This is a genomic window from Streptomyces sp. NPDC056347, assembly GCF_042262625.1.
In the GTDB taxonomy this organism is placed as follows: domain Bacteria; phylum Actinomycetota; class Actinomycetes; order Streptomycetales; family Streptomycetaceae; genus Streptomyces.
Genome location: NZ_JBHJQP010000045.1, coordinates 1 through 24,717, shown reverse-complemented (window position 1 = coordinate 24,717; position 24,717 = coordinate 1). Strand labels below are relative to the sequence as shown.

15 protein-coding genes are annotated in these 24,717 nt (G+C 72.4%); 5 read left to right on the top strand and 10 right to left on the bottom strand.

Translation table 11 applies throughout. From position 1 onward, the window contains the following. Window positions 1–18: 18 nt before the first annotated feature. The 3 genes from ACFCV8_RS13285 to ACFCV8_RS13275 form a co-directional block, all read right to left on the bottom strand. A complete protein-coding gene (locus ACFCV8_RS13285; RefSeq protein ID WP_376685425.1) occupies window positions 19–1,875 on the bottom strand; it encodes an acetolactate synthase large subunit in 1,857 nt (618 codons plus the stop codon). A 216-nt stretch (window positions 1,876–2,091) separates the two neighbouring features. Continuing rightward, window positions 2,092–4,926, bottom strand: a complete 2,835-nt coding sequence (locus ACFCV8_RS13280; RefSeq protein WP_376685445.1) for a putative bifunctional diguanylate cyclase/phosphodiesterase — start codon at window positions 4,924–4,926, stop codon at window positions 2,092–2,094. Between the two features lie 262 nt (window positions 4,927–5,188). Further along, window positions 5,189–6,166: a 2-hydroxyacid dehydrogenase gene (locus ACFCV8_RS13275; protein WP_376685424.1), complete on the bottom strand. Its 978-nt coding sequence runs from the start codon at window positions 6,164–6,166 to the stop codon at window positions 5,189–5,191. 187 nt (window positions 6,167–6,353) lie between these two features. Here ACFCV8_RS13275 and ACFCV8_RS13270 point away from each other — a divergent pair, with 187 nt between their 5' ends. The 3 genes from ACFCV8_RS13270 to ACFCV8_RS13260 all read left to right on the top strand — a co-directional run bounded on the left by ACFCV8_RS13270 (window position 6,354) and on the right by ACFCV8_RS13260 (window position 8,885). Then, window positions 6,354–7,310, top strand: coding sequence for an aldo/keto reductase (locus ACFCV8_RS13270; RefSeq protein ID WP_376685444.1), 957 nt, complete (start codon window positions 6,354–6,356; stop codon window positions 7,308–7,310). Window positions 7,311–7,478: 168 nt separating this feature from the next. After that, complete coding sequence (locus tag ACFCV8_RS13265; protein ID WP_376685423.1) at window positions 7,479–8,636, top strand: PQQ-dependent sugar dehydrogenase; 1,158 nt, start codon at window positions 7,479–7,481, stop codon at window positions 8,634–8,636. 33 nt (window positions 8,637–8,669) lie between these two features. Continuing rightward, window positions 8,670–8,885 carry a DUF6191 domain-containing protein gene (locus ACFCV8_RS13260; RefSeq protein ID WP_376685422.1) on the top strand — a complete coding sequence of 72 codons (216 nt, stop codon included), beginning with the start codon at window positions 8,670–8,672 and terminating at the stop codon, window positions 8,883–8,885. Between the two features lie 190 nt (window positions 8,886–9,075). Here ACFCV8_RS13260 and ACFCV8_RS13255 read toward each other — a convergent pair whose 3' ends face one another. Further along, window positions 9,076–10,161: an alpha/beta hydrolase gene (locus tag ACFCV8_RS13255; RefSeq protein WP_376685421.1), complete on the bottom strand. Its 1,086-nt coding sequence runs from the start codon at window positions 10,159–10,161 to the stop codon at window positions 9,076–9,078. Between the two features lie 74 nt (window positions 10,162–10,235). Then, window positions 10,236–11,402: a serine hydrolase domain-containing protein gene (locus ACFCV8_RS13250; RefSeq protein ID WP_376685420.1), complete on the bottom strand. Its 1,167-nt coding sequence runs from the start codon at window positions 11,400–11,402 to the stop codon at window positions 10,236–10,238. A 553-nt stretch (window positions 11,403–11,955) separates the two neighbouring features. Here ACFCV8_RS13250 and ACFCV8_RS13245 point away from each other — a divergent pair. Continuing rightward, a complete protein-coding gene (locus tag ACFCV8_RS13245) occupies window positions 11,956–14,523 on the top strand; it encodes a helix-turn-helix domain-containing protein (RefSeq protein WP_376685419.1) in 2,568 nt (855 codons plus the stop codon). A gap of 72 nt (window positions 14,524–14,595) precedes the next feature. On the opposite strand, the gene ACFCV8_RS13240 is transcribed toward ACFCV8_RS13245, so the two are convergent. The 4 genes from ACFCV8_RS13240 to ACFCV8_RS13225 form a co-directional block, all read right to left on the bottom strand. Then, window positions 14,596–15,153, bottom strand: coding sequence for a GNAT family N-acetyltransferase (locus tag ACFCV8_RS13240; protein ID WP_376685443.1), 558 nt, complete (start codon window positions 15,151–15,153; stop codon window positions 14,596–14,598). Then, window positions 15,153–17,369 carry an MMPL family transporter gene (locus tag ACFCV8_RS13235; protein ID WP_376685418.1) on the bottom strand — a complete coding sequence of 739 codons (2,217 nt, stop codon included), beginning with the start codon at window positions 17,367–17,369 and terminating at the stop codon, window positions 15,153–15,155. Before ACFCV8_RS13235 ends, ACFCV8_RS13240 begins: the two co-directional genes overlap by 1 nt. A 186-nt stretch (window positions 17,370–17,555) precedes the next feature. Then, a complete protein-coding gene (locus ACFCV8_RS13230) occupies window positions 17,556–19,031 on the bottom strand; it encodes a hypothetical protein (protein WP_376685417.1) in 1,476 nt (491 codons plus the stop codon). Window positions 19,032–19,110: 79 nt separating this feature from the next. Continuing rightward, entirely contained in the window at window positions 19,111–21,228 is a 2,118-nt protein-coding gene (locus ACFCV8_RS13225) for a phosphocholine-specific phospholipase C (RefSeq protein WP_376685416.1), read from the bottom strand. Between the two features lie 233 nt (window positions 21,229–21,461). Between ACFCV8_RS13225 and ACFCV8_RS13220 the strand changes: the two genes are divergently transcribed. Then, the gene (locus tag ACFCV8_RS13220; protein ID WP_376685415.1) at window positions 21,462–23,408 is read left to right on the top strand and encodes a protein kinase; all 1,947 of its coding nucleotides are present in this window, start codon (window positions 21,462–21,464) and stop codon (window positions 23,406–23,408) included. 24 nt (window positions 23,409–23,432) lie between these two features. On the opposite strand, the gene ACFCV8_RS13215 is transcribed toward ACFCV8_RS13220, so the two are convergent. After that, a complete protein-coding gene (locus ACFCV8_RS13215) occupies window positions 23,433–24,692 on the bottom strand; it encodes an SLC13 family permease (RefSeq protein WP_376685442.1) in 1,260 nt (419 codons plus the stop codon). Window positions 24,693–24,717: the final 25 nt, after the last annotated feature.

Here is a 24,717-nt window from a genome sequence, read left to right as displayed (position 1 = left end):
TCGGTCTCTCTTCGTCTCTCAGTCGTCTTCGTTGTCGCCGAAGTCGGGGCGCACCCCGCGGGCGGCCATGACCTCGTCGTTGGAGGTGCCCGCGGCGACCATCGGCCACACCATGGCGTCCTCGTGGACGATGAAGTCGATCACGACGGGGCGGTCGTTGATGGAGTTGGCCTCTTCGATGACCTTGTCCAGGTCGGCCGGGTCCTCGCAGCGGATGGCGTGGCAGCCCATGGCCTCGGACAGCTTGACGAAGTCCGGCACGCGGGTGCCCTTCGCCGGGACGCCCTCGGTGTCCGCCCCGGAGTGCAGCACGGTGTTGGAGTAGCGCTGGTTGTAGAACAGGGTCTGCCACTGGCGGACCATCCCGAGGGCGCCGTTGTTGATGACCGCGACCTTGATCGGGATGTTGTTGAGCGCGCAGGTGGTGAGTTCCTGGTTGGTCATCTGGAAGCAGCCGTCGCCGTCGATCGCCCAGACCGTACGGCCGGGCATGCCGGCCTTGGCGCCCATCGCGGCGGGGACCGCGTACCCCATCGTCCCGGCACCGCCCGAGTTCAGCCAGGTGGCGGGCTGCTCGTACTGGATGAAGTGCGAGGCCCACATCTGGTGCTGGCCGACGCCCGCCGCGAAGATGGTGCCCTCGGGGGCGAGCTGGCCGATCCGCTGGATGACCTGCTGCGGCGAGAGGCTGCCGTCCTCGGGCAGGTCGTAGCCGAGCGGGTAGGTCTCGCGCCAGCGGTTCAGGTCCTTCCACCAGGCGGTGTAGTCGCCGACGCGGCCCTCGGTGTGCTCCGCCTGGACGGCCTGGACCAGGTCGGCCAGGACCTCGCGGGCGTCACCGACGATCGGGACGTCGGCGGCGCGGTTCTTGCCGATCTCGGCGGGGTCGATGTCGGCGTGGACGACCTTGGCGTACGGGGCGAAGCTGTCCAGCCTGCCGGTGACGCGGTCGTCGAAGCGGGCTCCGACGGCGACGATCAGGTCGGCCTTCTGGAGCGCGGTGACGGCGGTGACCGCACCGTGCATGCCCGGCATTCCGACGTGCAGCGGGTGGCTGTCGGGGAATGCGCCGAGCGCCATCAGCGTGGTGGTGACGGGCGCTCCGGTGAGCTCGGCGAGGACCTTCAGCTCGGCGGTGGCCCCGGCCTTGATGACGCCGCCGCCGACGTACAGCACCGGGCGCGCGGCCTGGGTGATCAGCTTGGCGGCCTCGCGGATCTGCTTGGCGTGCGGCTTGGTGACCGGGCGGTAGCCGGGCAGGTCCAGGGTGGGCGGCCAGCTGAAGGTGGTCTTCGCCTGGAGGGCGTCCTTGGAGATGTCGACCAGGACCGGGCCCGGACGGCCGGTGGAGGCGATGTGGAAGGCCTCCGCGATCGTGTGCGGGATGTCCTCGGCCTTGGTGACCAGGAAGTTGTGCTTGGTGATCGGCATGGTGATGCCGCAGATGTCCGCTTCCTGGAAGGCATCCGTGCCGATCGCCTTGGAGACGACCTGGCCGGTGATCGCGACCATCGGGACGGAGTCCATGTACGCGTCGCCGATCGGGGTGACCAGGTTGGTGGCGCCGGGGCCGGAGGTGGCCATGCAGACACCGACCTTGCCGGTGGCCTGGGCGTAACCGGTGGCCGCGTGCCCGGCACCCTGCTCGTGACGGACCAGCACATGACGGACCCGGGTGGAGTCCATCATCGGGTCGTACGCCGGAAGGATGGCGCCGCCGGGAATGCCGAATACCGTGTCGGCCCCCACCTCCTCGAGGGAGCGGATGAGGGACTGCGCGCCCGTGACGTGCTCGACGTTGGCGGCGGACGATCCGCCGTTACGGGCCCGCGGCTGGGGGTGGTGGGCCCCGGTGGCCTGCTCGGTCATCGGCATTCTCTTCTCGAAGCTGAGGGTTTCTGCGGGTGTTTTGCGACAGTTTGCGTAGTGCCGGTGCAACAAAAAACCCCTCGTGCCTGAGGCAAGCGAGGGGAGCGCGTCGGTGTTGGTCTGCGGAGTGCCGTGCGGGACTCTGCTTCAGCCGACGCGCTGTCCAAGTACGAGAATTCGGGTGCGCATGGCATTGACCCTCTCTCCGACGCACTCGCGATGTCAAGTGGGTGGGATGGACGTCTCAACATGTGATCCACTGAGGAGGGGGCCGGCGCCACCGGTCAGGACCGGCTGGGCCAGGCTACTGCCGGGCACCGGGAACTCCCTGCGGGCGAGCACGCGGCGCAGCCGGTACTCGTCGAGCGGCCCGGAGAAGGCCATGCCCTGGGCGTGCGTACAGCCCATGGCGCGCAGCGCGAGGACCTGCTCCGGTACGTCGACGCCGTCGGCGACCGACTGGAGACCGAGGTCGCAGGCGATGCGCAGCAGACCGCTGGTGATCTTGTGAAGTCGAGCGGACTCCACCACTCCCTCGACCAGTTCTCGATCCAGTTTCAAGACGTCGATGGGGAGTCTGCGCAGGGCGTTGATCGCGGCGTAGCCGCTGCCGAAGCCGTCCAGCGCGATCCGGACCCCGATGCGGCGCAGGGCCGCCAGACGCTGCTCCAGCTCGTCGAAGGAGATCCGGGGGTCGCTGTCGGCGACCTCGATCATCAGCGCGCCGGAGGGCAGGCCGTGCCGGGTGAGCAGTGCCTCGACGGAGCCGGACGGCATCCCCTTGTCGAGGAGGCGGCGGGCGGACAGCCGCACGGCGACGGAGACCGGGTGCCCGGCCCTGGCCCGCTCGGCGGCCTGCTCGACGGCCTCTTCCAGGAGCCAGCGGCCGAGCTCCGCGGTGCGGTCGCTGTCCTCGGCGACGCGGAGGAACTCCGCCGGGGTGAACAGGATGCCCTGGGCCGAGCGCCAGCGGGCCTGGGCGGAGACGGCGGCGACCGTACCGGTGGCGAGGTTCACCACCGGCTGGTGGAGCAGGGCGAACTCGCCGTCGCGCAGGGCGGTGCGCAGCCGGGCGGCCAGCTCGGAGCGGCGTACGACATCTGCCTGCATCTGGGGGGCGTACAGCTCGACGCGGTCCTTGCCGCCGGCCTTGGCGCGGTACATGGCGAGGTCGGCGTTGCGCATGAGGTCGCTGGGGCTGATGCCCGGCTCGGCGAAGGCGACCCCGATGGACGCGGCCACCCGGACGTCCCCGGTACCGATCCGGTACGGCTGGGAGAGGGTGAGGCGCAGCCGGTCGGCGATCTCGTGGACCTGGCATTCCCGGGCGGACTGGTCGCGGGTGCCGTCGCCGAGGATGATCGCCGCGAACTCGTCGCCGCCGAGGCGGGCCGCGGTGTCCCCGGCCCGGACGGATTCGTGGAGGCGGTGGGCGGCCTGGACGAGGAGCTCGTCGCCCGCCTGGTGACCGAGGCGGTCGTTGACCGCCTTGAAGCCGTCGAGGTCGATGAAGAGCACGGCGGTGCCGGGGTCGCCGGAACGGCGGCCGCCGAGGGCCTGGCGGACCCGCTTGGTGAACAGGGCGCGGTTGGGCAGGTCGGTGAGCGGGTCGTGCTCGGCGTTGTGCTGCAACTGCGCCTGGAGACGGACCCGTTCGGTCACGTCGCGGCTGTTGAGGATCAGCCCGCCCTGGTGGCGGTTGACCGTGGATTCGACGTTGAGCCAGTCACCCGTGCCGGATCTGAAGCGGCACTCGATCCGGGTGGTGGGCTCCTCGCTCGGCGGGGTGGCGAGGAAGCGGCGCACTTCATGGATGACCCGGCCCAGGTCCTCGGGGTGGATGATCGAGGAGAGCTCGGCCCCGACCAGCTCCTCGGCCTCGCGCCCGTACACCCCCGCGGCGGCGGGGCTCACGTAGCGCAGCACGCCGGTGGGGGCGGCGATCATGATGACGTCGCTGGAGCCCTGCACCAGGGAGCGGAAGTGGTTCTCCTTCTGGGCCAGTTCCTGGGTGAGGGCGATGTTGTCGACGAGCATGATGCCCTGCCGGACGACCAGGGCGAGCACCACCGTGCAGCCGGTGAAGATCACGACGCGGTCCACCCGGCGGCCCTCGATGGCGTTGTAGAGGATGCCGAGGGTGCAGACGGCGGCGGCGAGGTACGGCGTGAGCGCGGCCAGGGAGCCCGCGATGGGGCGGCTGACGGGCGGTGCGCCGCGGGGCGGCAGGACGATGTCCGCGGCCCGGTTGGCGCCCCAGGGGGCGTAGGCGAGGAGCAGGGAGCCGGCGAACCAGCCCGCGTCCAGCATCTGGCCGGAATGGTAGGCCTGGCGCAGCAGCGGCGAGGTGAACAGGGCGTCGGACAGTACGGTCAGGGCGAGTGCGGCGACGGCCGTGTTCACCGCGGAACGATTGACGCTGGACCGGCGGAAGTGCAGCGCCAGCACCATGGAGACCAGCACGATGTCCAGGAGCGGATAGGCCAGCGCCAGCGCCACCCGGGCCACGCTCACGCCCTCGGCGTCCACCAGATGCGCGGTGTGGGCGAGGGCGAGGCTCCAGGAGAGCGTGAGGAGCGATCCGCCGATCAGCCAGGAGTCCAGCGCGAGGCAGAGCCAGCCGGCTCTGGTGACGGGGCGTTTGGCGAGGACGAGCAGTCCGACGATGGCGGGCGGCGCGAAGCAGAGGAACAGCAGGTCGGCCAGGGAGGGCGTGGGCACCGGGAGCCCGAGCACCACTTCGTACCAGCCCCAGACCGCGTTGCCCGCGGCGGCCATGAACGAGGAGAGCGCGAAGAGGAGCCAGGCGGGCCGGAAGCGGCTGCTGCCCTCCCGCGCGTAGCGGTAGCAGGAGACGGCGGCGACCAGTGCCGCCGCGCAGAGGCCGAAATCCCCCATGAACGCGGCCAGTTGCGGGGATCCCCAGCCGAAGGCCGAGCCCACGGCGTATCCGGCCCAGACGACACCGAGAAGGGTCTGCCAGAGCAGCGGGGACACGCCGCCCGCGGCCGACCTCCGGGAGAGCAGCGCCCCTAGGGCGTCGGCCGGCGCGCTCACCGGGGCGCCCCCGGCATCGCCGCGTACGCCGGCCCCCTTCGGCTGTCCGGTGGTGTCGGATCGTGCGCCCATCGCCCGTGCATCACCCGTCGCCCCCTCGCGTGTCGCGTCCTCCCCGGCGCCGTCCCTCCACTCCGCGGCTCAGCGCCCCTTTCGGGACGATACACCAGACCCGTCACACAGGGACATAGTTCCTCTACTCTCCGTGACGATCAGGGAGGTTGTCCTGTACCGTGCGCGACCGCTGCCCTTCGCTGCGTGGTCAGCCGGTGGTGAGCACCACGTTGCGCACCGGCTCCCCCGCCGCGAACCGCCCCAGTTGCGCGGCCAGCAGACGTTTGGCGCGCGGGAGGAAGGCGGAGGAACTGCCGCCCACGTGCGGGGTGATCAGGACGTGGGGAGCATGCCAGAGCGGGTGGCCGGGCGGCAGGGGTTCCGGGTCGGTGACGTCGAGGGCGGCGCGCAGCCGGCCGGACTCCAGTTCGGCCAGCAGCGCCGCGGTGTCGACGACGCCGCCCCGGGCGACGTTCACCAGCAGCGCCCCGTCGCGCATCGCGGCGAGGAACCCGGCGTCGACCAGCCCTTGGGTGGAAGGGTTCAGCGGGGTCGACAGCACGACGACGTCGGCCTCGGGCAGCAGACCGGTCAGTGCGTCGAGCCCGTGCACGGGGCCGCGCGCGGATGCCCGCGCGGAGCGTGCGACGCGCACCACCCGCGCGCATTCGAAGGGCGCGAGCCGGTCCTCGATGGCGGCGCCGATCGACCCGTACCCCACGATCAGTACGGATCTGTCGGCGAGCGCCGGGTAGAAGCCGGACCGCCACTCCTGCGCGTCCTGGCCGCGCACGAAGCCCGGGACGCCGCGCAGCGAGGAGAGGATCAGGGTGAGGGCGAGCTCCGCGGTGGACGCCTCGTGGACACCCCTCGCGTTGCAGAGCCGCACCCCGGCGGGCAGCACCCCGAGCCCCGGCTCCACGTGGTCGATGCCCGCGGTCAGCGTCTGCACGACCCGGACGCCCGTCATCCCGGCGAGCGGCCGCACCGAGACCGCGGAGCCCTTCATGTACGGCACGACGTAGAAGGCGCAGTCGGCGGGATCGGCCGGGAAGTCCGGCCCGCCGTCCCAGAACCGGTACGCGAGCCCCTCGGGGAGCCCGTCGATCCCACCGGCCGGGAACGGCAGCCACACCTCGGGCGTCTTCGCCGGTGCGGGGCTGTCGGAGGTGTTCGTCGATGTCATGGTCAGGAGGCTAATCGCCACCGGGAGGGTGATCGTCGGAGGCCGTGCGAGGTGCGGTGGGCGGCAGAGGTTACTTTGGGGTGTGCGGTGCGGTCCCGCGACGGCGGGGCGTGGGCCCGGTTCGGCGGTGGGCCCGGGGAGGATCGGGGAGTTGGAGCGCAGGAGTCTTGGTGCGGCGGCGCTCGCCGTGGGGGCGGTCGGTCTCGGCTGCATGCCGATGAGCTGGGCGTACAGCGCCTCGCAGCAGCGCGGTGACCGCGCGTTGCGTACGGTGCACGCCGCGCTCGACGCGGGCGTCCAACTGCTCGACACGGCCGACATGTACGGGCCGTTCACCAATGAGCTGCTGGTCGGCCGGGCACTGAAGGGCCGCAGGTCGGACGCGTTCGTCTCCACCAAGTGCGGTCTGCTGGTGGGCGATCAGCACATCGTGGCCAACGGCCGTCCCGGCTATGTGCGGCGGGCCTGCGACGCCTCGCTGCGTCGCCTGCAGACCGATGTGATCGATCTGTACCAGCTGCACCGGCCCGACCCCGAGGTGCCGATCGAGGAGACCTGGGGCGCGATGGCCGGCCTGGTGACCGCCGGGAAGGTACGGGCGCTCGGGCTCTGCGCGGTCGGGGCGCGGGCCTCGCGGCGGGCCGGGTCGCGTATGTACGACGAAACGATCCGTCAGCTGGAGCGGGTGCAGCAGGTCTTCCCGGTGAGCGCCGTGGAGGCGGAGCTGTCGGTCTGGTCGCCGGAGGCCCTGGAGTCCCTGCTGCCGTGGTGCACCACGCGCGGGGTGGGGCTGCTGGCGGCGAAGCCGCTGGGGAGCGGCTATCTGACGGGCACGCTGACGCCCGGTCAGGGCTTCGAGCCGGAGGATCTGCGGGCCCGGCATCCCCGGTTCACGGCGGAGATGATGGCGGCGAACCAGCCGGTGGTCGTGGGGCTGCGGCGGATCGCCGAGCGGCACGGGGCGAGCGCGGCGCAGGTGGCGCTCGCCTGGGTGCTGCGGCAGGGGCCGCACGTGGTGCCGGTGCCGGGGACCAAGCGGGAGCACTGGGCGGTGGAGAACGCGGCGGCAGCCGGGCTGGCGCTGACCCCGCGGGACCTGGCGGAGATCGCCGCGCTGCCCCGGGCGCAGGGGTCGTGGGACTGAGGCCCGGCCTTCCGGACCCCCGGTGGCCGGTTCCGGGGCCCCGGGGCGGGTTCGCGGGATAGGAACAGTGGTCAGGTGTCCGTCGAAGGGATCGGTGCTGTGCGCGGTGTTCTGTTCGGATCTGTACGAAACCCTGCCGGGCGGCGGCGGGGGCGCCGGGCCCCGGCGTTGGCCGCGCTGACGGCCGGGGCGCTGGTGCTGGGCACGGGCTGCTCCGCGGGCGGGGAAACCGGCACGGCGGGCACGGCGAGTACGCCGCCCGCCCCGCACACGGCTTCGGTGCCGCCGCCCTCCCCCACCGCCTCGCCCCGGACACCGCCCGCGAAGGGTTCGGTGAAGGTGGTGTCGACGCTCACCGGGGGCCTGGACTCGCCCTGGGGGCTCGCGGCGCTGCCCGGCGGCGATCTGCTGGTGTCCTCCCGCGACAAGGGGACGATCACCCGGATCGACGGCGAGAGCGGGAAGAAGACCCTGCTGGGTTCGGTGCCGGGGGTGGCGCCCGCCGGTGAGGGCGGTCTGCTGGGGATCGCGGTCGCCCCTACGTACGGTGCGGACCACCTGGTGTACGCGTACTTCACGACCGAGTCCGACAACCGCATCGCCCGGATGCAGTACGACGAGGACGGCACGACACCGGGTCAGCTCCTCGGCGCGCCGGACACGATCCTGCGCGGCATCCCGAAGGGGTCGATCCACAACGGCGGCCGGATCGCCTTCGGCCCGGACCGGATGCTGTACGCGGGGACCGGTGAGACGGGGGACACCGGGCTCGCGCGGGACAAGGAATCGCTGGCGGGCAAGATCCTGCGGATGAGCCCGGACGGACAGCCGGTGCACGGCAATCCGTCGGCGGACTCCGTGGTGTATTCGTCCGGGCACCGCAATGTGCAGGGGCTGGCCTGGGACGGGGAGGCGCGGCTGTGGGCCTCCGAGTTCGGCCAGGACACCTGGGACGAGCTGAACCGGATCGTGCCGGACGGCGACTACGGCTGGCCGCGGGCCGAGGGGAAGTCGGGGAAGAAGGGGTTCGTCGATCCCGTGGCTCAGTGGAAGACCTCCCAGGCGTCCCCGAGCGGGATCGCCTTCGCCCGGGGTTCGGTCTGGGTGGCGGGACTGCGTGGCAAGCGGCTCTGGCGGATCCCGCTCTCCGGCGGTGAACGGGAACCTTTCGCGGCACCGCAGGCGTTCCTGGAGGGACAGTACGGCCGTCTGCGCACCGTGCTCGCCGCGGGCGGCGACAAGCTCTGGCTGGTCACGAGCAATACGGACACCCGGGGCACCCCGAAGCCGGGGGACGACAGGATCCTGCTGCTCACGGTGCGCTAGCGGGGCGGCAGCGGTGGAAGGGCGTGGCGGCCGGTGTTCAATTTCTTCGAGGAGATCTTCGCACCGGGACGAAAGCACACCTCGGACGAGCAGAAGCGGCTCGAGCTGTCCCGGGTGGATCTCGGTGTCGGCGATCTTGGACGCGGTCCGATCGACCTGGCCTCCGGGAAGGTGGTGGTCAGGGCGCCCGAGGCGGACCGGGAGTCCGGCCCGGACGCGCCGCCGGGCGCTCCCGACGCCGAGGAGTGAGCGGGGCTCCCGCCCGGCCCGGGGGCTGTTCCCGGTCCGGTCACCACGCGCACGGCGCCCGGGAAGGGACGGGCCACCGCTCCGTTCTCCGCGTGCTGCGTGCTGCGTGCTGCGTGCTGCGTGCTGCGTGCTGGGGAGCCGTGCCCCGGTCCCGGTGGCGCCGGGGCACGGCCCTGCCGGTGGTGCCGGGTCAGCTCGCGGCGTCGAAGGCGGCCGTGAGGCGGGGTACGTAGTCGGCGAAGGCGGCGGCCCAGCAGCCGTAGTTGTGGCCGCCGTTGCACTGGGGCGAGAGCGAGGCGCCGTCGCCGTAGTCGACGAACCGGCTCTTCAGGCCGAGCGCGTCCATGCGGGACTTGACGTTCCGGGAGGCGATCGCGGTGTAGTGGTCGATCAGGTCGTTGTCGCCGGTGTAGAGGGTGACGTCGGTGTCGGCGAGCTTGGCCAGGTTGACCGGGGCGGCCGGGTCGACCGCCTTCCAGATCCGGTCCGCGTCGAACACCGGGTACGGGGAGCCGAAAATGGCGTCGCTGTCGACGGGGGGTCCGTAGCCGGTGCAGTCGCCGGTGCCGGAGGTGGTCAGGGCGCACCAGGCGCCGGGGAGGTTGAGCTCCGTGGCCAGGACGACGGCGCGTATCTCCGCCATGCCGAAGTCGATGCCGCCGGAGAGCGCGGCGGTGTGGCCGAAGAGGTCGGGGCGGGCCTCGGCGTAGTGCAGGGCGCCGTAACCGCCCATCGAGAGGCCGGTGACGGCGCGGTGGCCCCGGTCGGCGAGGGTGCGCAGGTTCGCGTCGATGAAGGGGACGACCTGTTTCAGGTGGAAGGTCTCCCAGTTGGCCGCGCCCTCGGCGGTGTTCTGCATGAGCCAGTCGGCGTACCAGCCCTTGCGTCCGCCGTCCGGTACGACGGTGATCATCGAGTCCGAGCGCAGCGCGGGGACGGCCGCGGCGTCGTCCGGGCTGCCCGGTCCGCCGTGCAGGAAGTACGTCACCGGCCAGCGTTTGTCCGGCTGGGTGCGGTAGCCGCTGGGCAGGAAGATGCGGATCTTGTGCTGCCCGGAGAGCTGCGGGGTGGTGACGGTGATGGTGAAGTCGGTGTCCGAGTGCACCTCGGTGCCCCCGGCGACCTGGGTCAGGCCGAACCCGTCGGTCAGCACCGGCGGCGCGGCGCCGTCGGCGTGGGCGAGCGGGGCGGTGAGGGTCGCGGTCACGGTCAGCGCGGCGGCGGCCACGGCCGTTCTCGTCCGGGCCCGCCAGGTGGTCGGCAGCGGCATTCTCATCGGATGTCCTCTCCGGGAAGGTTGGGGCGGATGGCTCCCGCGAGTGCTCTCGCGGGCGGTACCGGTGCGGTGGATCAGAGCGCGCAGAACGCGTCGGTCAGGGCCTTGCCCGTGTGGGTCTGCCCCGGCGTGCCGAGGAGCAGGTGGTACTCGTTGTTCGCGTGCAGCACCTGCTCGGTCCCGTCCTCGCTGCTCAGCCAGTTGTTGTAGTAGCCGAGCACCGCGCCGTTGTGTCCCCAGGCCCACTTTCCGCAGGGCAGTTCGGTGCGCGTGATGCCCAGCCCGTAACCGACGTCGGCGGTGACGGGAACCGTAGTCTTCAGCTCGGTCATCTGCGCGGGCTTCAGGAGTTTTCCAGCCATGAGAGCCCGGGAGAACGTGGCCAGGTCGTCCAGGGTCGACACCATGGCCCCGGCGCTGCCGAATACCTGCACGTTGGAGGCGGTGCCGTCGTTGATGAAGATCGTCCGGATCACGTAGCCGTTCAGGTGGTTGCCGTAGAGCGCGGGGTCCGAGGTGGGGAAGGTGGTGTCGCTCAGGCCGAGGGGTCCGATGATCCGGTGCTTGATCTCCGTGGCCGGTTCCTCGCCGGTGACGGCCTTGACCACCATGCCGGCGAGCACGTAGTTGGTGTTGGAGTAGTCGTACTTCTCTCCCGGCCGGGTCGTCGGAGCCCGCATGCCGAGGGCGACGTCGACGAGATTCTGGGGCGGGAAGACCTCCCTCGGATTGGCGTTGAGGAAGTACGGTGCGCTGATTCGGACGGATTTGAAGTAGTCGGGCAGGCCCGAGGTGTGGTTCAGCAGCTGACGGACCGTGATCTTCGAGCCGTCGTAGCCGTTGGCGTCGACCGCTCCCGGCAGCCAGCGGTCGACGGTGTCGTCCAGCGAGAGCTTCCCCTCGCCCTCCAGTTGGAGCAGCACGGTGGAGACGAACGCCTTGGTGTTGCTGCCGATCCGGTACTTGGCCTTCGGGTCGGCGGGGACCTTGTTGACGAGGTCTCCGACGCCGGCGTGCACGTACTGGGTGGCGTCGCCCTTCCTGACCATGCCGATCACGCCCGGGTACCCGTCGGCGACGCCCTGCTGGGCCCCCGCCCGAAGGATGTCGGCCGGGCTCTGGGCGGTGGTGGTGGCCGAGGAGCCGGCGGCCCGGGTGGCGGCGGTGGCCGGGCCGACGCCGGCGGCCAGCAGGCAGGCCGCGGTGACCACGGCCGTACCGAGCACATTGAGTTTCTTCATTCGCTTTCCTGTCCCTTCGAATCGGTCGGTCGTTCTTCGGCTGTCCGGTGGGGTCCGGCCGTGCCTCAGTGGCGGCATGCGGCCGCGACGACGAGCAGAAGGACGAGAATTCCCGCGGCCCGGAGACATCCGAAACCCCCGTCCGGGTTCTTCCGATTGGTCTCCACATGGCCACCGGCGGGAATTCCCGGGTGCTGTTTCGCGTAATGCTCCAATTGCCTTCTGGCACCCTCGGATTCGGCGAGCCAGGCCGTCCTGAATCCGCATTCGCCGCACCAGAACCGGAAGGCCATGTCGACTCCTCATGAATCGCGGCGGGAGAAAGCCCTGAGGGGCGGTCGGGTCCGGTGCCGGGCCGGTCCGTACCCCGCGGGCGCCCTTCGCGCCGCAGGTACCCGACGGGTGCGCCGCCCCGTGTCGGCGCTCCTCGCCGGGCACCACCGATCGTGCTGTTCGCGCCGATCCGCGTACAGGACATGCGACCGGCCATATATGACCGGTCGCCGCCGGTAGGGTCGTCGCGACCGCGCACGGTGGTGGGAGGGGTGTCGAAGTGGCGGACCGGCTCGGCACGTTGTTGCGTCGGCTGCGCCATGGGGCGGGGCTGACGCAGGAGCAGTTGGCGGAGCGGTCCGGGGTGAGCGTGCGCACGATCCGCAGACTGGAGACCGGCAGCTCCGGCGACTACCGGCTGGGCACGGTGGAGTCGCTGGCGGACGCGCTGGAGGCGGGGGCCGAGGACCGGCAGCGGCTCGTGGCCACCCTCGCGGGACCGGCCGCCGCATCCGCGACGGCGGCCGCGGGCGTTGTGGTGCCGGCTCCCGTTCCCGTCCCTGATTCCGGTACGGGCGGGGAATCGGAATCATTACCGCGTTCCGGTCCGCCGCCGGTGCCGCCGCCCGTTCCGGCACCCCGGGAACCTTCCGTCGCGGCACCCGTTCATCATGAGGTCGGCACCGCCGCCGATGAATTGGCCCGGGAGATCCGACGGCGCTGGCAGCGTGAGGAGGAGCACCGGCGGGTGCACGACCCCTTTCCGCTTCCGGTGCGCTGGCGGGACGCTCCCGAGTCGCTTACCGACCATTCGGAAAACATTCAGCGTCTGCCGCCGGGTGCGGCACCGGAGCACATGGATCTCAGCGGCGATCTGAGCAGTGTCGCCGAGGTCTACCGGCGCGTCCTGTCCGGGCGGCTGGTGGTGCTGGGCCGGGCCGGGTCCGGCAAGTCGGTCCTGACGATCAGGTTCGTCCTGGACCGGCTGGCGGACCGTCGGCCCCAGGAGCGGGTGCCGGTGCTCTTCAGCGTCGGCTCCTGGGACCCCACGGACGTCGCGCTGCGGGACTGGCTGATCGACCGGCTGCTGCGCGACCACCCGCATCTCACCCGCCGGGCCCCCGGCGGGGCGACGCTGGCCGCGGCCCTGGTCGACTCGGATCTCGTGCTGCCGGTCCTGGACGGCTTCGACGAGATCGCGGAGAAGCTGCGCGGTACGGCCCTGGAGGTGCTGAACGACACCTCGCTCCCGCTCGTCCTGACCAGCCGGCGCGACGAGTTCGCCGAGGCCGTCGGGAAGGTACGGGCCCCGCTGGTCTGGGCCGCCGGGATCGAGCTGACCGACCTCACCCTCGACGACCTCGCCGACTACCTGCCCCGCACGGCCCGGCCGGTCCCCCGCGACGACGGCGGGAGCTCAGCGGTCTGGACCGACGTGCTGAACCGGCTGCGCGCCCCGGAAGGCGGTGCGGACACTCCCCTGGCCCGGGTCCTGAGCACCCCGCTCATGATCGTGCTGGCGCGGACGATGTACAGCGACTCCCCCGGGCGAAAGCCCTCGGACCTGCTGGACGCCGAGCTGTTCCCCGACGAGAACGCCCTGGAGGAGCACCTGCTGGCCGGCTTCGTGCCGACGGTGTACCGGCGTCGCGTCGCCGAGCGGAGCGCGGGCGTCCGCCGGGGGCGGCAGCGTGATCCGGAGCGCGCCGAGCGCTGGCTCGGCTATCTCGCCCATCACCTCGCCCGCTCCGACCGCGAGCAGCAGGACCTGGCGTGGTGGCGGATCGGTGATTCGCTGCGCCTGTCCACCCGGCTGCTGGCGGTGGTGGTGGTCTCGGCGCTCTGCGTCGCGGTGGCCGACTGGGCCGTCAATCTGTTCGTCCTGTCGTTCCCGGCCGACGCGGCCTTCGAGGTCCTCCTGGTGGGGGGTTCGATGGGGCTCGTCGCGGGTCTGGCCTTCGGCTCCGTCCACGCGGTCCTGGTCCGGCTCGGCGGAACGGCCTTCGAGCCCGCCCATGTGCGGCCGGGGCTGCGGCTGCCCGGGGCGGGCACCGGGGGCCGCAGACCGGTGCGCGCGTTCGCCGCCCGGTTCGGTGCCGTGCTGCCGGGCGGGTTCGTGATGGGCGTCGGGTGCGCGTGTGCCCTCGCCCTCCAGCGCCGGCTGTTCTACGGGATCCCGCTCACGAACGAGCTGGTGATCAGGGGCACCCTCATCAACATGCTGGTCTTCGGCCTGATCTTCGGGACGGGCGCCGGGCTGGTCTTCGGGATCGTGGCTGCGCTCGAGGCGCCGCTGGACGTCGCCTCGGCGGCCACCCCGGCCGGACTGCTGGCCTCGAACCGCGCCACGGTGGTCCGGCAGGTGCTCGTGCTGGCCCCGATGCTGACCCTGGCGATCGCCGCCGGTGGCCGCCTGTTCGCCGGGCTGCTCGACGGGATTCTCGGGCCGCTGTCCTGGCCCCTGTCGGACGCGCTGTTCATCGGTGCCATCGGCGGGCTCGGCGGCGCCTCGGCGTACGCGCTCTCGTTCACCGCCTGGGGGCGCTGGCTGGTACTGACCCGGGTGTGGCTGCCGCTGACCGGCCGGCTGCCCCGGGACACGGCGGCGTTCCTGGACGACGCGTACCGCCGGGGCGTGCTGCGGCAGGCCGGGGCGGTGTACCAGTTCCGGCACATCCGGCTCCAGCACCATCTGGCCCGGTCGTACCGTGAGCACCAGCGGAGATACGCGCCGGCCCGCTTCGGCTCCGAGGCTCAGGGACCCGGTCCGCAGAAGCCCGGTCCGCGGAGCCCCGGGGTCCGCAGGCCCGGTCCGCAGAGGTACGGGGCGCGGAAGCCCGAGGCGTAGGGGCCGGAGGCCCGAGCCGTGGAAGCCCGGGCCGAGCGGTCCGGTTCGCCGTCAGGACAGCGGCCTGCGCCGTCAGGACTGCTGCTGGGAGCGCCACTCCGGGGCCAGTACCGCCCAGATCTCCGAGTCGTGCCGCTCGCCCCGGTACAGGAAGCTCTCGCGGAGCACCCCGTCGCGCGTCATGCCGAGCCGCCGGGCGACGGCGGTGCTGGCGGTGTTCCCGGCGGAGGCGCGCCACTCCACGCGGTGCATGCCGCGCTCGTACACCGCCCAGTCGATCAGCTTCCGGGACGCGCGGGTCACCAGGCCGCGGCCCAGGCCGGCCGGTTCCAGCCAGCAGCCGATCTCGCAGTTGCCGGACTCGGCCTCGAAGATCCGGAACAGCACGCCGCCGACCAGGGTGCCGTCCAGCCAGATGCCGTAGAGCCGTCCCGTGTCGGACGCCTGCTTCTCCGCGTACCGGCGCAGCAGTTCACGGGACGAATCGAGGTCGGTGGCGAAGGAGGCGAAGGGGATCCACGGGTCGACGAGCTCCCGGGCCCGGTCCACGTGGTCGAGGAACTCCTGCGCCTGCCAGATCTCCAGCGGGCGCAGCTCCGCACCGTCGTCGCCCAGGGATACCGCGAACATCATGCTCCTTCTCGTGCCGGTTCTCGTACCGATTCCGCCGTCTGCGGGATCTTCGCACGTGCGGGCGCACGGGTGTCGGGCGGCTCGATGCTGAACCGGGGCAGCAGCCGGTCCAGGCGGCGCGGGAGCCACCAGTTCGCCCCGCCCAGCAGGTGCATCAGCGCCGGGACCAGCAGCGTGCGCAGGACGAAGGCGTCGAGTGCGACGGCCGCGGCGAGCGCGATGCCGAACATCGCGATGACCCGGTCGCCGCTGAGGACGAAGGCGAGGAAGACCGAAATCATGATCACGGCGGCGGAGTTGATCACCCGGCCGGTCTCGGCGAGGCCCACCCGGACGGCCCGCCGGTTGTCGCCGGTCTCCAGCCACTCCTCGTACATCCGCCCCACCAGGAACACCTGGTAGTCCATGGAGAGTCCGAAGAGCACCGAGACCATGATCACCGGCAGGAAGGGTTCGATCGGCCCGGAGCTGCCCAGTCCCAGTGCTTCGCTTCCCCATCCCCACTGGAAGACCGCGACGACGACCCCGAAGGAGGCGGCGACGGCCGCCACGTTCATCGCCGCGGCCTTCAGCGGGATGCCGACCGACCGGAAGGCCAGGAGCAGGAGCAGACAGCCCAGGCCCACGACCACGCCGACGAAGAGCGGGAGTTTACCGACGATGATCCGGGCGAAGTCGTCGTAGCCGGCGGTCACTCCCCCGACATGGGCCCGGAGCGAGGTGTTCTCCGCGGCGCCCGGCAGGACCTCGGTGCGCAGCCGGTCCACGAGGTCGCTGGTCTCCCGGGACTGCGGCGAGGTGGTCGGTACGACGGTGACGAAGGCGGTGTCGCCGCCGCTGTTGTACGTGACCGGGCCCGCCGAGGCGACGCCCGGGGTGTGCCGCAGCGTGGCGGGCAGGCCGTCCATGGCCAGCCGGTCGCCCGCGCCGTCCAGCCGGGCGGCGATGGTCAGCGGTCCGTTGACGCCGGGGCCGAAGCCCTCGGCCAGCAGGTCGTACGCCTTGCGGGTGGTGGCGGAGGCGGGGTTGTTGCCCTGGTCGGAGGTGCCCAGGTGGAGGGCGGAGGCGGGCAGGGCGAGGACCAGCATCACCGCGGCGGCCACCGCCCCGAGCAGCTTGGGGTGGCGTTCGACGAAGGCGGACCAGCGGGCGGCGAAGCCGGTCGGCACCTCGGGGCGCGGGCCGTGCGCGGCGAGCCGGGCCCGTTCGCGCCGGCCCAGCGCCCGCGGGCCGATGAACGACAGCAGCGCCGGGAGCAGGGTCACCGAGGCGGCCACGGTCAGGACGACGGTCAGCGAGGCCGCGATCGCCACCCCGTCGAGGAAGCCCAGCCGCAGGATCAGCATGCCGAGCAGGGCGATGCAGACGGTCGCCCCGGCGAAGACCACGGCCCGGCCGGTGGTCGCGACGGCGTTCTCCCCGGCCTCGCCGACCGTGAGGCCCTGGCGCAGCCCTCTGCGGTGCCGGGTGACGATGAACAGGGCGTAGTCGATGCCGACGCCGAGCCCGATCAGCATGCCGAGCATGGGCGCGAAGTCGGCGACGGTCATCGCGTGGCCGAGCAGCACGGTGCCCGCGTAGGCGGTGCCGACGGAGACCAGCGCGGTGGCGATGGGCAGCATGCTGGCGGCGAACGAGCCGAAGGCGAGGAAGAGGACGACGGCCGCGACGACCACCCCGACGGCCTCGCCGAGATGGACGGAGGGTGCCTCGGTGAGGGCGACGGCGGGGCCGCCCAGCTCCACCTGGAGGTGGCCGGAAGCGGCCTGCCGGGCGGTGTCGACGACGGCCTCAACCTGCGGTGCGGGGATGTCCTCGACCCGCTGGTCGAAGGTGATCACGGCGTAGGCGGTGCGGCCGTCGCCGCTGATCTGCCCGGCGCCCGCGGCCCCGTACGGGCCGGTGACCGCGCCGACCCCGGGCAGTTCCTCGACGGCGTGCAGGGTCCGGGTCATCGTCTGGCGGACGTCGTCGGCCCGCACGGTGGAGTCGGAGGTGTGCCAGACGATGGTGTCGGTGTCGCCCCCGAGGTCCGTGAAACCGCTCTGGAGGAGTTCGGCGGCCCGGCCGGACTCGGTGCCGGGCACGTTGTAGTCGTTGGAGTACGCGGAACCCGCGAGGACCGCCGCGGTGGCCGTGCCGCCGAGGGCGAGCAGCCAGAGGAGAACGGCGATGAGACGGTGCCTGATGCACCAGCGGGCGATGGCAGCCAACGGACGTGCTCCCTGCTGGTTCGTGGTCCCCGGGCAGCATGGAACAGGGATCTGCTGCGAAGGACGCATGACCTGAGAACCGTCACTCTGGCAGCCGAATATGATCCTTTGTCTCTTTCGTGGCCTTATTCACAACAGGCGCGGAGGGGGCACCGCGGCCCCCTCCGCGACGGCGGTCCGGCCGTCTCACCCGGCTCGTTGTTCCTCCGCCTCCAGTTCGTCCTCGAACTGCTCCTCGATCTCCGCGATGCCCTTCCTGACGACCTCCGCCAGATGGACGGGACAGGTCAGCGGCTCGCTCCCGGAGCCCTGGCCGGAATCCGCGCCGGCGGCGGGGCACATTCCGGGGGCGTGGAGGCGCACGATGCGTGCCAGGCGGTCGGACGCGCGCTCACCGCCGGGCGCATGGCCGTCCGCGTGGTCGCAGCCGCCGCCGGGCAGGGTGGTGGCGGCGGTACGGAGGATGCCGAGGATCTCGCGGGCGATCCCGTACGACAGCTCCAGGGAGTCGGCCGCCGTGCCCATCAGGAGCAGCAGGACGGTCCGCTCGGGGGCGGGTCCGTCCGGGCCGAGCCGCTCGTAGCGCCGGGCCGCCCAGAGCGCCGCCTCCTCGGAGGCCGTCTCGTCCTGGAACGGGGCGTGCCGCGCGCTCAGCGACTCGATGTCGAGCCGGCCGTCGGGGCGCAGGTACACCCGGTCCAGATGTGCCGTCTCCCGGGTGCCGAAGAGCCGGTCGACCGCTTCGCGCAGATGGTCCCGGGCCTCGACGGCGAGGGCGCGCAGGAAGGTGGGGCACGTCCATGCCTCCAGCGGGGCCCCGTATCCGTCCGCGTGCTCCTGACGCAGGACGGCACGGCCGCCGGGGCTCTGCAGGTGGATGCCCTCGGCGGCCTGCTGGTCGCGGCCGGAGCCCAGTGCCGGGTGCTCGCCGTCCCCGTGCGCGCAGGCCCCGTCCGGCAGCAGCGGCAGTACGGACTCCAGGCCCTCGATCATGTCGTCGAGCAGCGACCGCTGTCTGATCCGGCCCGACCCCGCGTACCAGCAGTTCGCGTGGGCGACGACGACATAGCCGGCGAGAGAGGCCCGGGAGAGGTCGCCGGGCGGTACGGCGTGGATCTCCAGGTCCCAGAGCGGTTCACCGTTCGGATAGTCGTTGAGCACACTGCCCAGGCTGCGGATGTACCTCTGATGGTCCTCGGGGACGATCTGGGGGATGCCGTCCGCGCTGCCCGGCAGGATCACGTCGGCGGCCGTCCGCGCCCATCCGGCGGCATTGCGGGGGCAGGAGTCGGCCCCGTCCCACTCGTCGAACGGAACCTCGACGTCCGGCGCGTAGGACAGTCCGTCCACGTCCGTGTCCCACTCCTCCAGGCTGTCGGTGTACGGATGGTCCGCGTGCCCGCACCCGTCGGCCCGGAGGCCCCGCTCGTCCAGGGCGTCGGCGGCGGCGCCCAGCGCGTCCACCACGGCCCGCTCGACGGCCGCGCCGCGTCGCCCGAGGATGTACGGCGCCATGCTCACCAGCCCGAAGGCCAGCAGAACCGCCTGCTCGCCGTCCGGTTCGGCGGCGAGCAGGCGGGCGCACTCCAGGACGACGGGATCCGCCTCCTCGGGGGCGGCGCCCGCCGTGACTCCGTCCCACTTCTCGATCAGTTCGTTCATGATCAGGGACACGTGGGCCGCGCCGCCGTGGTTCCGGCGGGCACCGGACTCCCCTGCGGACGGCCTGCCGGGCGGGCCGTCAGCCCGAGACGCTCGCCCGGCCGTTCTCGATGTGCCCCATCAGCCGGCGGCGGAAGACGTCGTCCCCGTCGACGGTGACGGCCAGGTCGTACCAGCCGTGCGCGTCGGCCGCGGAGTGCACCACCGTACGGCTGCGGCCGGGCTTCACCTTGACGGTGCGGGTCCAGTCGCGCAGGTCCGCCTCGTCGACGTAACCGAGCGGGCGCACGGTGAAGGTGAGCGTGGTGCGGCCGGTGTTGCGGAGGGTGAGGTGGACGTCGCGTTCACGGGCGTCGATGCGGGAGGCGACCTCGGCGGCGCCGTCCCGCGCCGGTCCGGCGAACTCCCGGCGGAAGCCGTTCGGCCCGGTGACCGTGAACCGGTACGCGTCCCCGGTGACGGGCACCGTCCACCGTGCCTCGCCCCGCACGTCCCGGTGGAGCGGCGCGGGGAACTCGCCCGCGTACGGGTACAGGGCGAAGTGGGCGGAGGAGCGGCCGGTGTTGCTGAGTGCCACCCGTACCGCGCCGTTCACCAGGCTCGCCTGCGCGTCCGGCTGGTAGGGCAGCGGGCGGGCCGGGCGGTGGCCGGGCTCCTGCTCGGGCATCCGCTGCACGGCGGGCGGCTTGGGCGACCAGCGGCCGCTGAACGGCGGGATGGTGCCGGGCCGCTCCACCTCGGGGCGGCGCCGGGTGCGCGAGAAGTCGAAGGCCGAGGTCAGGTCGCCGGTGACGGTGCGCCGCCAGGCGCCGATGTTCGGCTCCTTCACTCCGGTCCAGCGCTCCAGGAAGCGGATCACGGAGGTGTGGTCGAAGACCTCGGAGCAGACGTAGCCGCCGACGGTCCACGGGGAGACGACGAGCATCGGGACCCGCATGCCGAGGCCGGTGGGCTTGCCCTCCCACTGCTCCTCGGTCACCTCGGCCGGGGCGACCGGCGGCGGCACGTGGTCGAAGAAGCCGTCGTTCTCGTCGTAGTTGATGAAGACCGCGGTGTGCCGCCACACGTCGGGGTGCCTGCCCAGCGCGTCCAGGACCTTGTAGACGATCGTGGCGCTGTGCACCGGCGAGGAGACGCTCGGGTGCTCGGAGTCGACGGCGGAGGGCACCAGGTAGGAGACCTCGGGCAGGGTCCCGGCCGCCACGTCCCTGGCGAACTCGTCGGCCAGGGTCCCGGTCTCCACCCGGCGCAGAGCCCGCTCGAAGAGACTGCGCTCGGTCTTGTCCAGGGTGGCGACGCCCTCCTCCAGCAGCCCGAACAGGCGCTGCCGCTCGGCGTCACCGGCGTCGCGTATCGCGGAGTAGAACGACTCCATGTACGTGTGGCCGCCGGTCCGCGCCAGGGCCTTGCGGGCGACGGCCTTGAAGGTGGCGAAGAACTCGATCTGGTTGTCGGTGAAGTTCTCCCACTCGGTGTACGTGCGCCAGCTGTGCCCGGCCTTCTCCAGCCGCTCGGCGTAGGTGCCCCAGTCGTAGCCGGGGTGGGTGCCCTCGTCGTACGCGTCGTTGCCGACGGCCCGCTCGCCGTTCGGCTCGTTGCCGGTCTTCCCGCTCCAGAGGTGGTTGCGGTTGGGGCTGGTGGAGGAGTGGATGGAGGAGTGGTACGCGTCGCAGACCGTGAAGGTGTCGGCGAGCTCGTAGTGCAGCGGGATGTCGCGGCGGTCGTAGTACGCCATGGTGGCGGCGGTCTTCGCGGAGATCCAGCCGTTCATCCAGCCGCCGGCCCACGCCTTGCCGCCGCCGCTCCAGGAGTGGTCGAGGGCGCCGATGTACTGGAGGTCCTTCTTCTGCGTCTCGGCGGCGTCGCGCACGGGGAACGGCAGCACGGAGGCGCCCAGCGGTGCGGGCTGCTGGAAGACCGGCCGGCCGTCGGGCAGCTCGACGGCGTTGCGGTCGCCGAAGCCCCGTACGCCGCGGAGCGTGCCGAAGTAGTGGTCGAAGGAACGGTTCTCCTGCATCAGGATCACCACGTGCTTGATGGCGCCGAGCCCGTCGCGGCCGCCGTGCCCGGCCGCGTGGGCGGGCTGCGCGGCGATCGCGGCCTGGAGCGAGGGCGGCAGCAGCGACCCGGCCGCCGCGGCGCCGAGCGCGCCGCCGCCGATCGCGAGGAGCCGCCGCCGTGAGATGTCCGTGGTCAAGTGAGCCTCCCGAGTCCTGTCGTTCAGCCGGGAAGCTAATCCGGCCGGATGGCGGACGGAAGGACTCGGGGCGGCTGTGCGGTGAACGTCCAACAGGTCGGGCGGGAAGTCCAAGACGGCCCGGGGCGGCACGTCCCGACCGGCAGGACCTGTCCGGAGGCGTTCGCGCATTGACCGGCTCCCTCTCTGACGGCAACCTTATGGCTCGTCAATTACTTGTGTTGGGGGACCAGTTGAACAGTGCGTCGCACCACATCGGGCCGGATTCGGCTCCGGACAGATACCGCCTGCTCAATTCGATCGGGCGGGGCGGCGAGGCCGTTCTCTACCGGGCCGAGATCGAGCTCGACGGGGCGCCGGAGACCGTGGTCGTGAAGGTCATGGACTCGAGGACCACGATCACCGTCGAGCAGTTCCAGCGGCTCAGTGCGAAGTGGCAGGAGCAGGCGGAGCTGCTGCGGTTCGTGAACCGTCCCGGCGTGGTGGGGGTGCGTGAGCATTTCGAGGGGCCGCCGATCCACGGGCGGGGCGCGTCCTCGACCGCGGCCGGGCGCTCGCTCGTCCTGGTCATGAATCATGTGGAGGGTCTCGACCTGCGCGACTGGCGGGAGGAGCGCACCCTCGCCAGCCACGCCGAGCGGCGCGAGGTGCTGCGGACGCTGGAGCAGCTGGCCGACGTGCTGGACTGGCTGCACTCGGGCCGGGCGACACCCTCCGGCCGGACCGTCGTGCACGGCGACCTGTCGCCGGGCAATGTGATGGTCGACGTGCACGGGCAGGCCACGCTGGTCGACTTCGGGCTGAGCAAGCTGACGGCCGACCACCGGACGGCGGAGGTCTGGTTCACCCCGGGGTACGCGGCGCCGGAGGTCTTCGAGGGCAAGCGGACGCCGCACACCGACCGGTACGCGTTCGGCGCGATTGCCTACTTCCTGCTGAGCGGCCAGTCGCCGCCGAGCACCCCGGAGCAGTTGCGGGCCGCCCTTTCCGCCCTCCCCCAGGTGGCCGCGGCGGCCCCGGACCGGGTGGAGCGGCTGCTGCGGATCTGCGCGGCCGAGCCGGACCGGCGGCCGGAGAACCTGACGTCCTGGGTGAAGGACATGCGCTCGGCGGTGGTGTCGACCACGGTCACCGGAGCGTCGGCCGTCGCCCCGGTCCACGACGCCGTACCGGGCACGGGAGCGGCGGGCACGGGAGCGGCAGGCACGGAGGCGCCGGGGACGGAAACAGCGGGGACGCGGGCACAAGGTGCGGGAGTACCGGGCGCGGGAACGCCGGGTGCGGGCCTGCCCGCCGTGCCGCCGCCGCCCTCCCTGCCGCCCGCCGTCCCCGGCGCCGACGCGCCCCCGGCCTTCCCGCCGCCGATCACCGCGTCCGCCGATCCCGGGGTGGCACCGCCCACCACCGTCCGCTCCGGCCCCTCGACCGCGCCCTCGACCGCTCCCGCCACCACGCCGGGGAAGCCGCCGGAGGCCTCGATGGGACCGTCCGTCCCCAACCCGCCCCGGCCCGACGGGGTGCCCGGAAAGAAGAAGGGGAAGCGGCCGGCCGTCGCCCTGACGGTGGCGGCCGTGCTCGTCGCCGCCGTGCTCGGCGCGGGCGGGGCATGGGCGCTCCTGCGCGACAACGGCGACGGCGGCCGGACGGACCACGCCGCCGATACCTCGTCCCGGACCCCCACACCCCCGGATTCCGGCACCGGCAGCGACACGCCCGATCCGGACTCCGGCAGTACGGACGGCCAGGACAGCGACCCGTCCGCCGCCCCTTCGACGCCCGGCACCGTCGCCGATGCCCGTGAGGTGTCGCTGACCACGCTGAGCGCGATCGCCGACCCCGCCTACTTCGAGGTGGGTTCGGCGACCCTCAACGCCCAGCAGCACCCGGAGGCCTACGTGGCGTCGCCCGACTGCGGTGAGGCCCCGTACATGGAGTTCGACCTCGGCCGGGCCTGGCGGACCTTCGAGCTGACCGCGGGCATCGACGACGGCTCGTACTACGAGTCGGCACGGCTGACCATCAAGGTGGACGACACCATCCTGTGGGTCGGCAAGCTCGTCCTGGGCAAGCCCCAGAAGCTGTCCCTGAAGGTCGAGAACGGCTTGCGGCTGCGCATCGGCGTCGACGAGGACTGCGACGGCGCGAAGCTCGCGCTCGGCACCCCGCTCCTCAAGAGGTGACCCCCGGCGTCGCGGGCCCCCGCCTCACACCCCGATCAGCTGGAGCGCCCCCCACAGCGCCACCGTCGAAGCGCCCAGGGTCGCCGGTACGGTCAGCAGCCCGAGCCGGGTGAAGTCGCCGAGATCCGGGGCCGCGTCATGGGCGTGCAGGATGCGGCGCCAGAGCAGAGTGGCGAGCGAGCCGACATAGGTGAGGTTCGGGCCGAGGTTCACGCCGATCAGGGCGGCGAGCAGCGGGCCCGGACCGGCCGCCGCGACGACCGGGAGCAGGGCGAGTATCGCGGGCAGGTTGTTGATCAGATTGGCGAGGACCGCCGCCACCGCGGCCACCGCCAGCAGTTCCGGCAGAGAGGAGCCGTCCGGCAGGAACGCGTCGATCCCCGCCCCCAGCCCGTTGTCCACCACCGCCCGGACGACGACGCCCAGCGCGAGGACGAACAGGCAGAACAGCGGGTGCGCGGAGCGGACGATCCCCTTGACACTGGTATCGCGCCGGACCAGCGCGCGGACCGCCAGCACCCCGGCGCCCGCCAGCGCCGCCCACAGCGGCTCCGCGCCCGCGAACGAGGTGACGACGAACCCGCCCAGCGTGAGCCCGAGGACGACAAGCGTGAAGACCGGCACGGGCGGGCGGTCGGTGCCGGGTTCCGGCGGGTGCGCCCCGGCGGCCAGATCGGCGGCGAAGACCCGGCGGAAGACGGCGTACTCGACGGCGACGGCAACCACCCACGGCAGGGCCATCAGGGCCGCGAACCGGGTGAAGGAGAGACCGCTCGCGGTGAAGGCCAGCAGGTTCGTCAGGTTGGAGACCGGCAGCAGCAGGGACGCCGAGTTGGCGAGGTGCGCGCAGGCGTAGACGTACGGGCGGGGGCGGGCGCCGACGCGGGCCGCGGTGGCCAGGACGACCGGGGTCAGCAGGACGACCGTGGCGTCCAGGCTGAGTACGGCGGTGATCACCGCGGCGACGAGGAAGACCCCGCCGAGCAGCGGCCCGGTGCGGCCCCGGCAGGCGCGGGCGACCAGGTCCCCGGCGGCCGTGAACAGCCCCTCGTCCGCGCAGAGCTGTGCCAGCACCAGGATCGCCGCGAGGAAGCCGACGACCGGGAGCAGACTGCCCACCTGGGCCCGGGCCTCGGGCCAGGAGACCGCACCGGCCACGGTCACCAGTACGGCGGCGGGCACGGCGGCGGTCGCCTCCGGCAGCCCCCTCGGGCGCACCACGGCGAAGACCAGCACGCCGAGCAGCAGGACCACGGAGACGGTCTCGGCCGTGACGGTGTTCAGCGGAGCCTCCGGACAGGTGAAGGGG

What these genes read in the sequence shown, in the direction of transcription:
- ACFCV8_RS13275 (WP_376685424.1), bottom strand. Translation starts at nt 6,166, where the DNA reads ATGACATCGACGAACACCTCCGACAGCCCCGCACCGGCGAAGACGCCC.
- ACFCV8_RS13230 (WP_376685417.1), bottom strand. Translation starts at nt 19,031, where the DNA reads ATGAACGAACTGATCGAGAAGTGGGACGGAGTCACGGCGGGCGCCGCC.
- ACFCV8_RS13240 (WP_376685443.1), bottom strand. Translation starts at nt 15,153, where the DNA reads ATGTTCGCGGTATCCCTGGGCGACGACGGTGCGGAGCTGCGCCCGCTG.
- ACFCV8_RS13255 (WP_376685421.1), bottom strand. Translation starts at nt 10,161, where the DNA reads ATGAGAATGCCGCTGCCGACCACCTGGCGGGCCCGGACGAGAACGGCC.
- ACFCV8_RS13250 (WP_376685420.1), bottom strand. Translation starts at nt 11,402, where the DNA reads ATGAAGAAACTCAATGTGCTCGGTACGGCCGTGGTCACCGCGGCCTGC.
- ACFCV8_RS13285 (WP_376685425.1), bottom strand. Translation starts at nt 1,875, where the DNA reads ATGCCGATGACCGAGCAGGCCACCGGGGCCCACCACCCCCAGCCGCGG.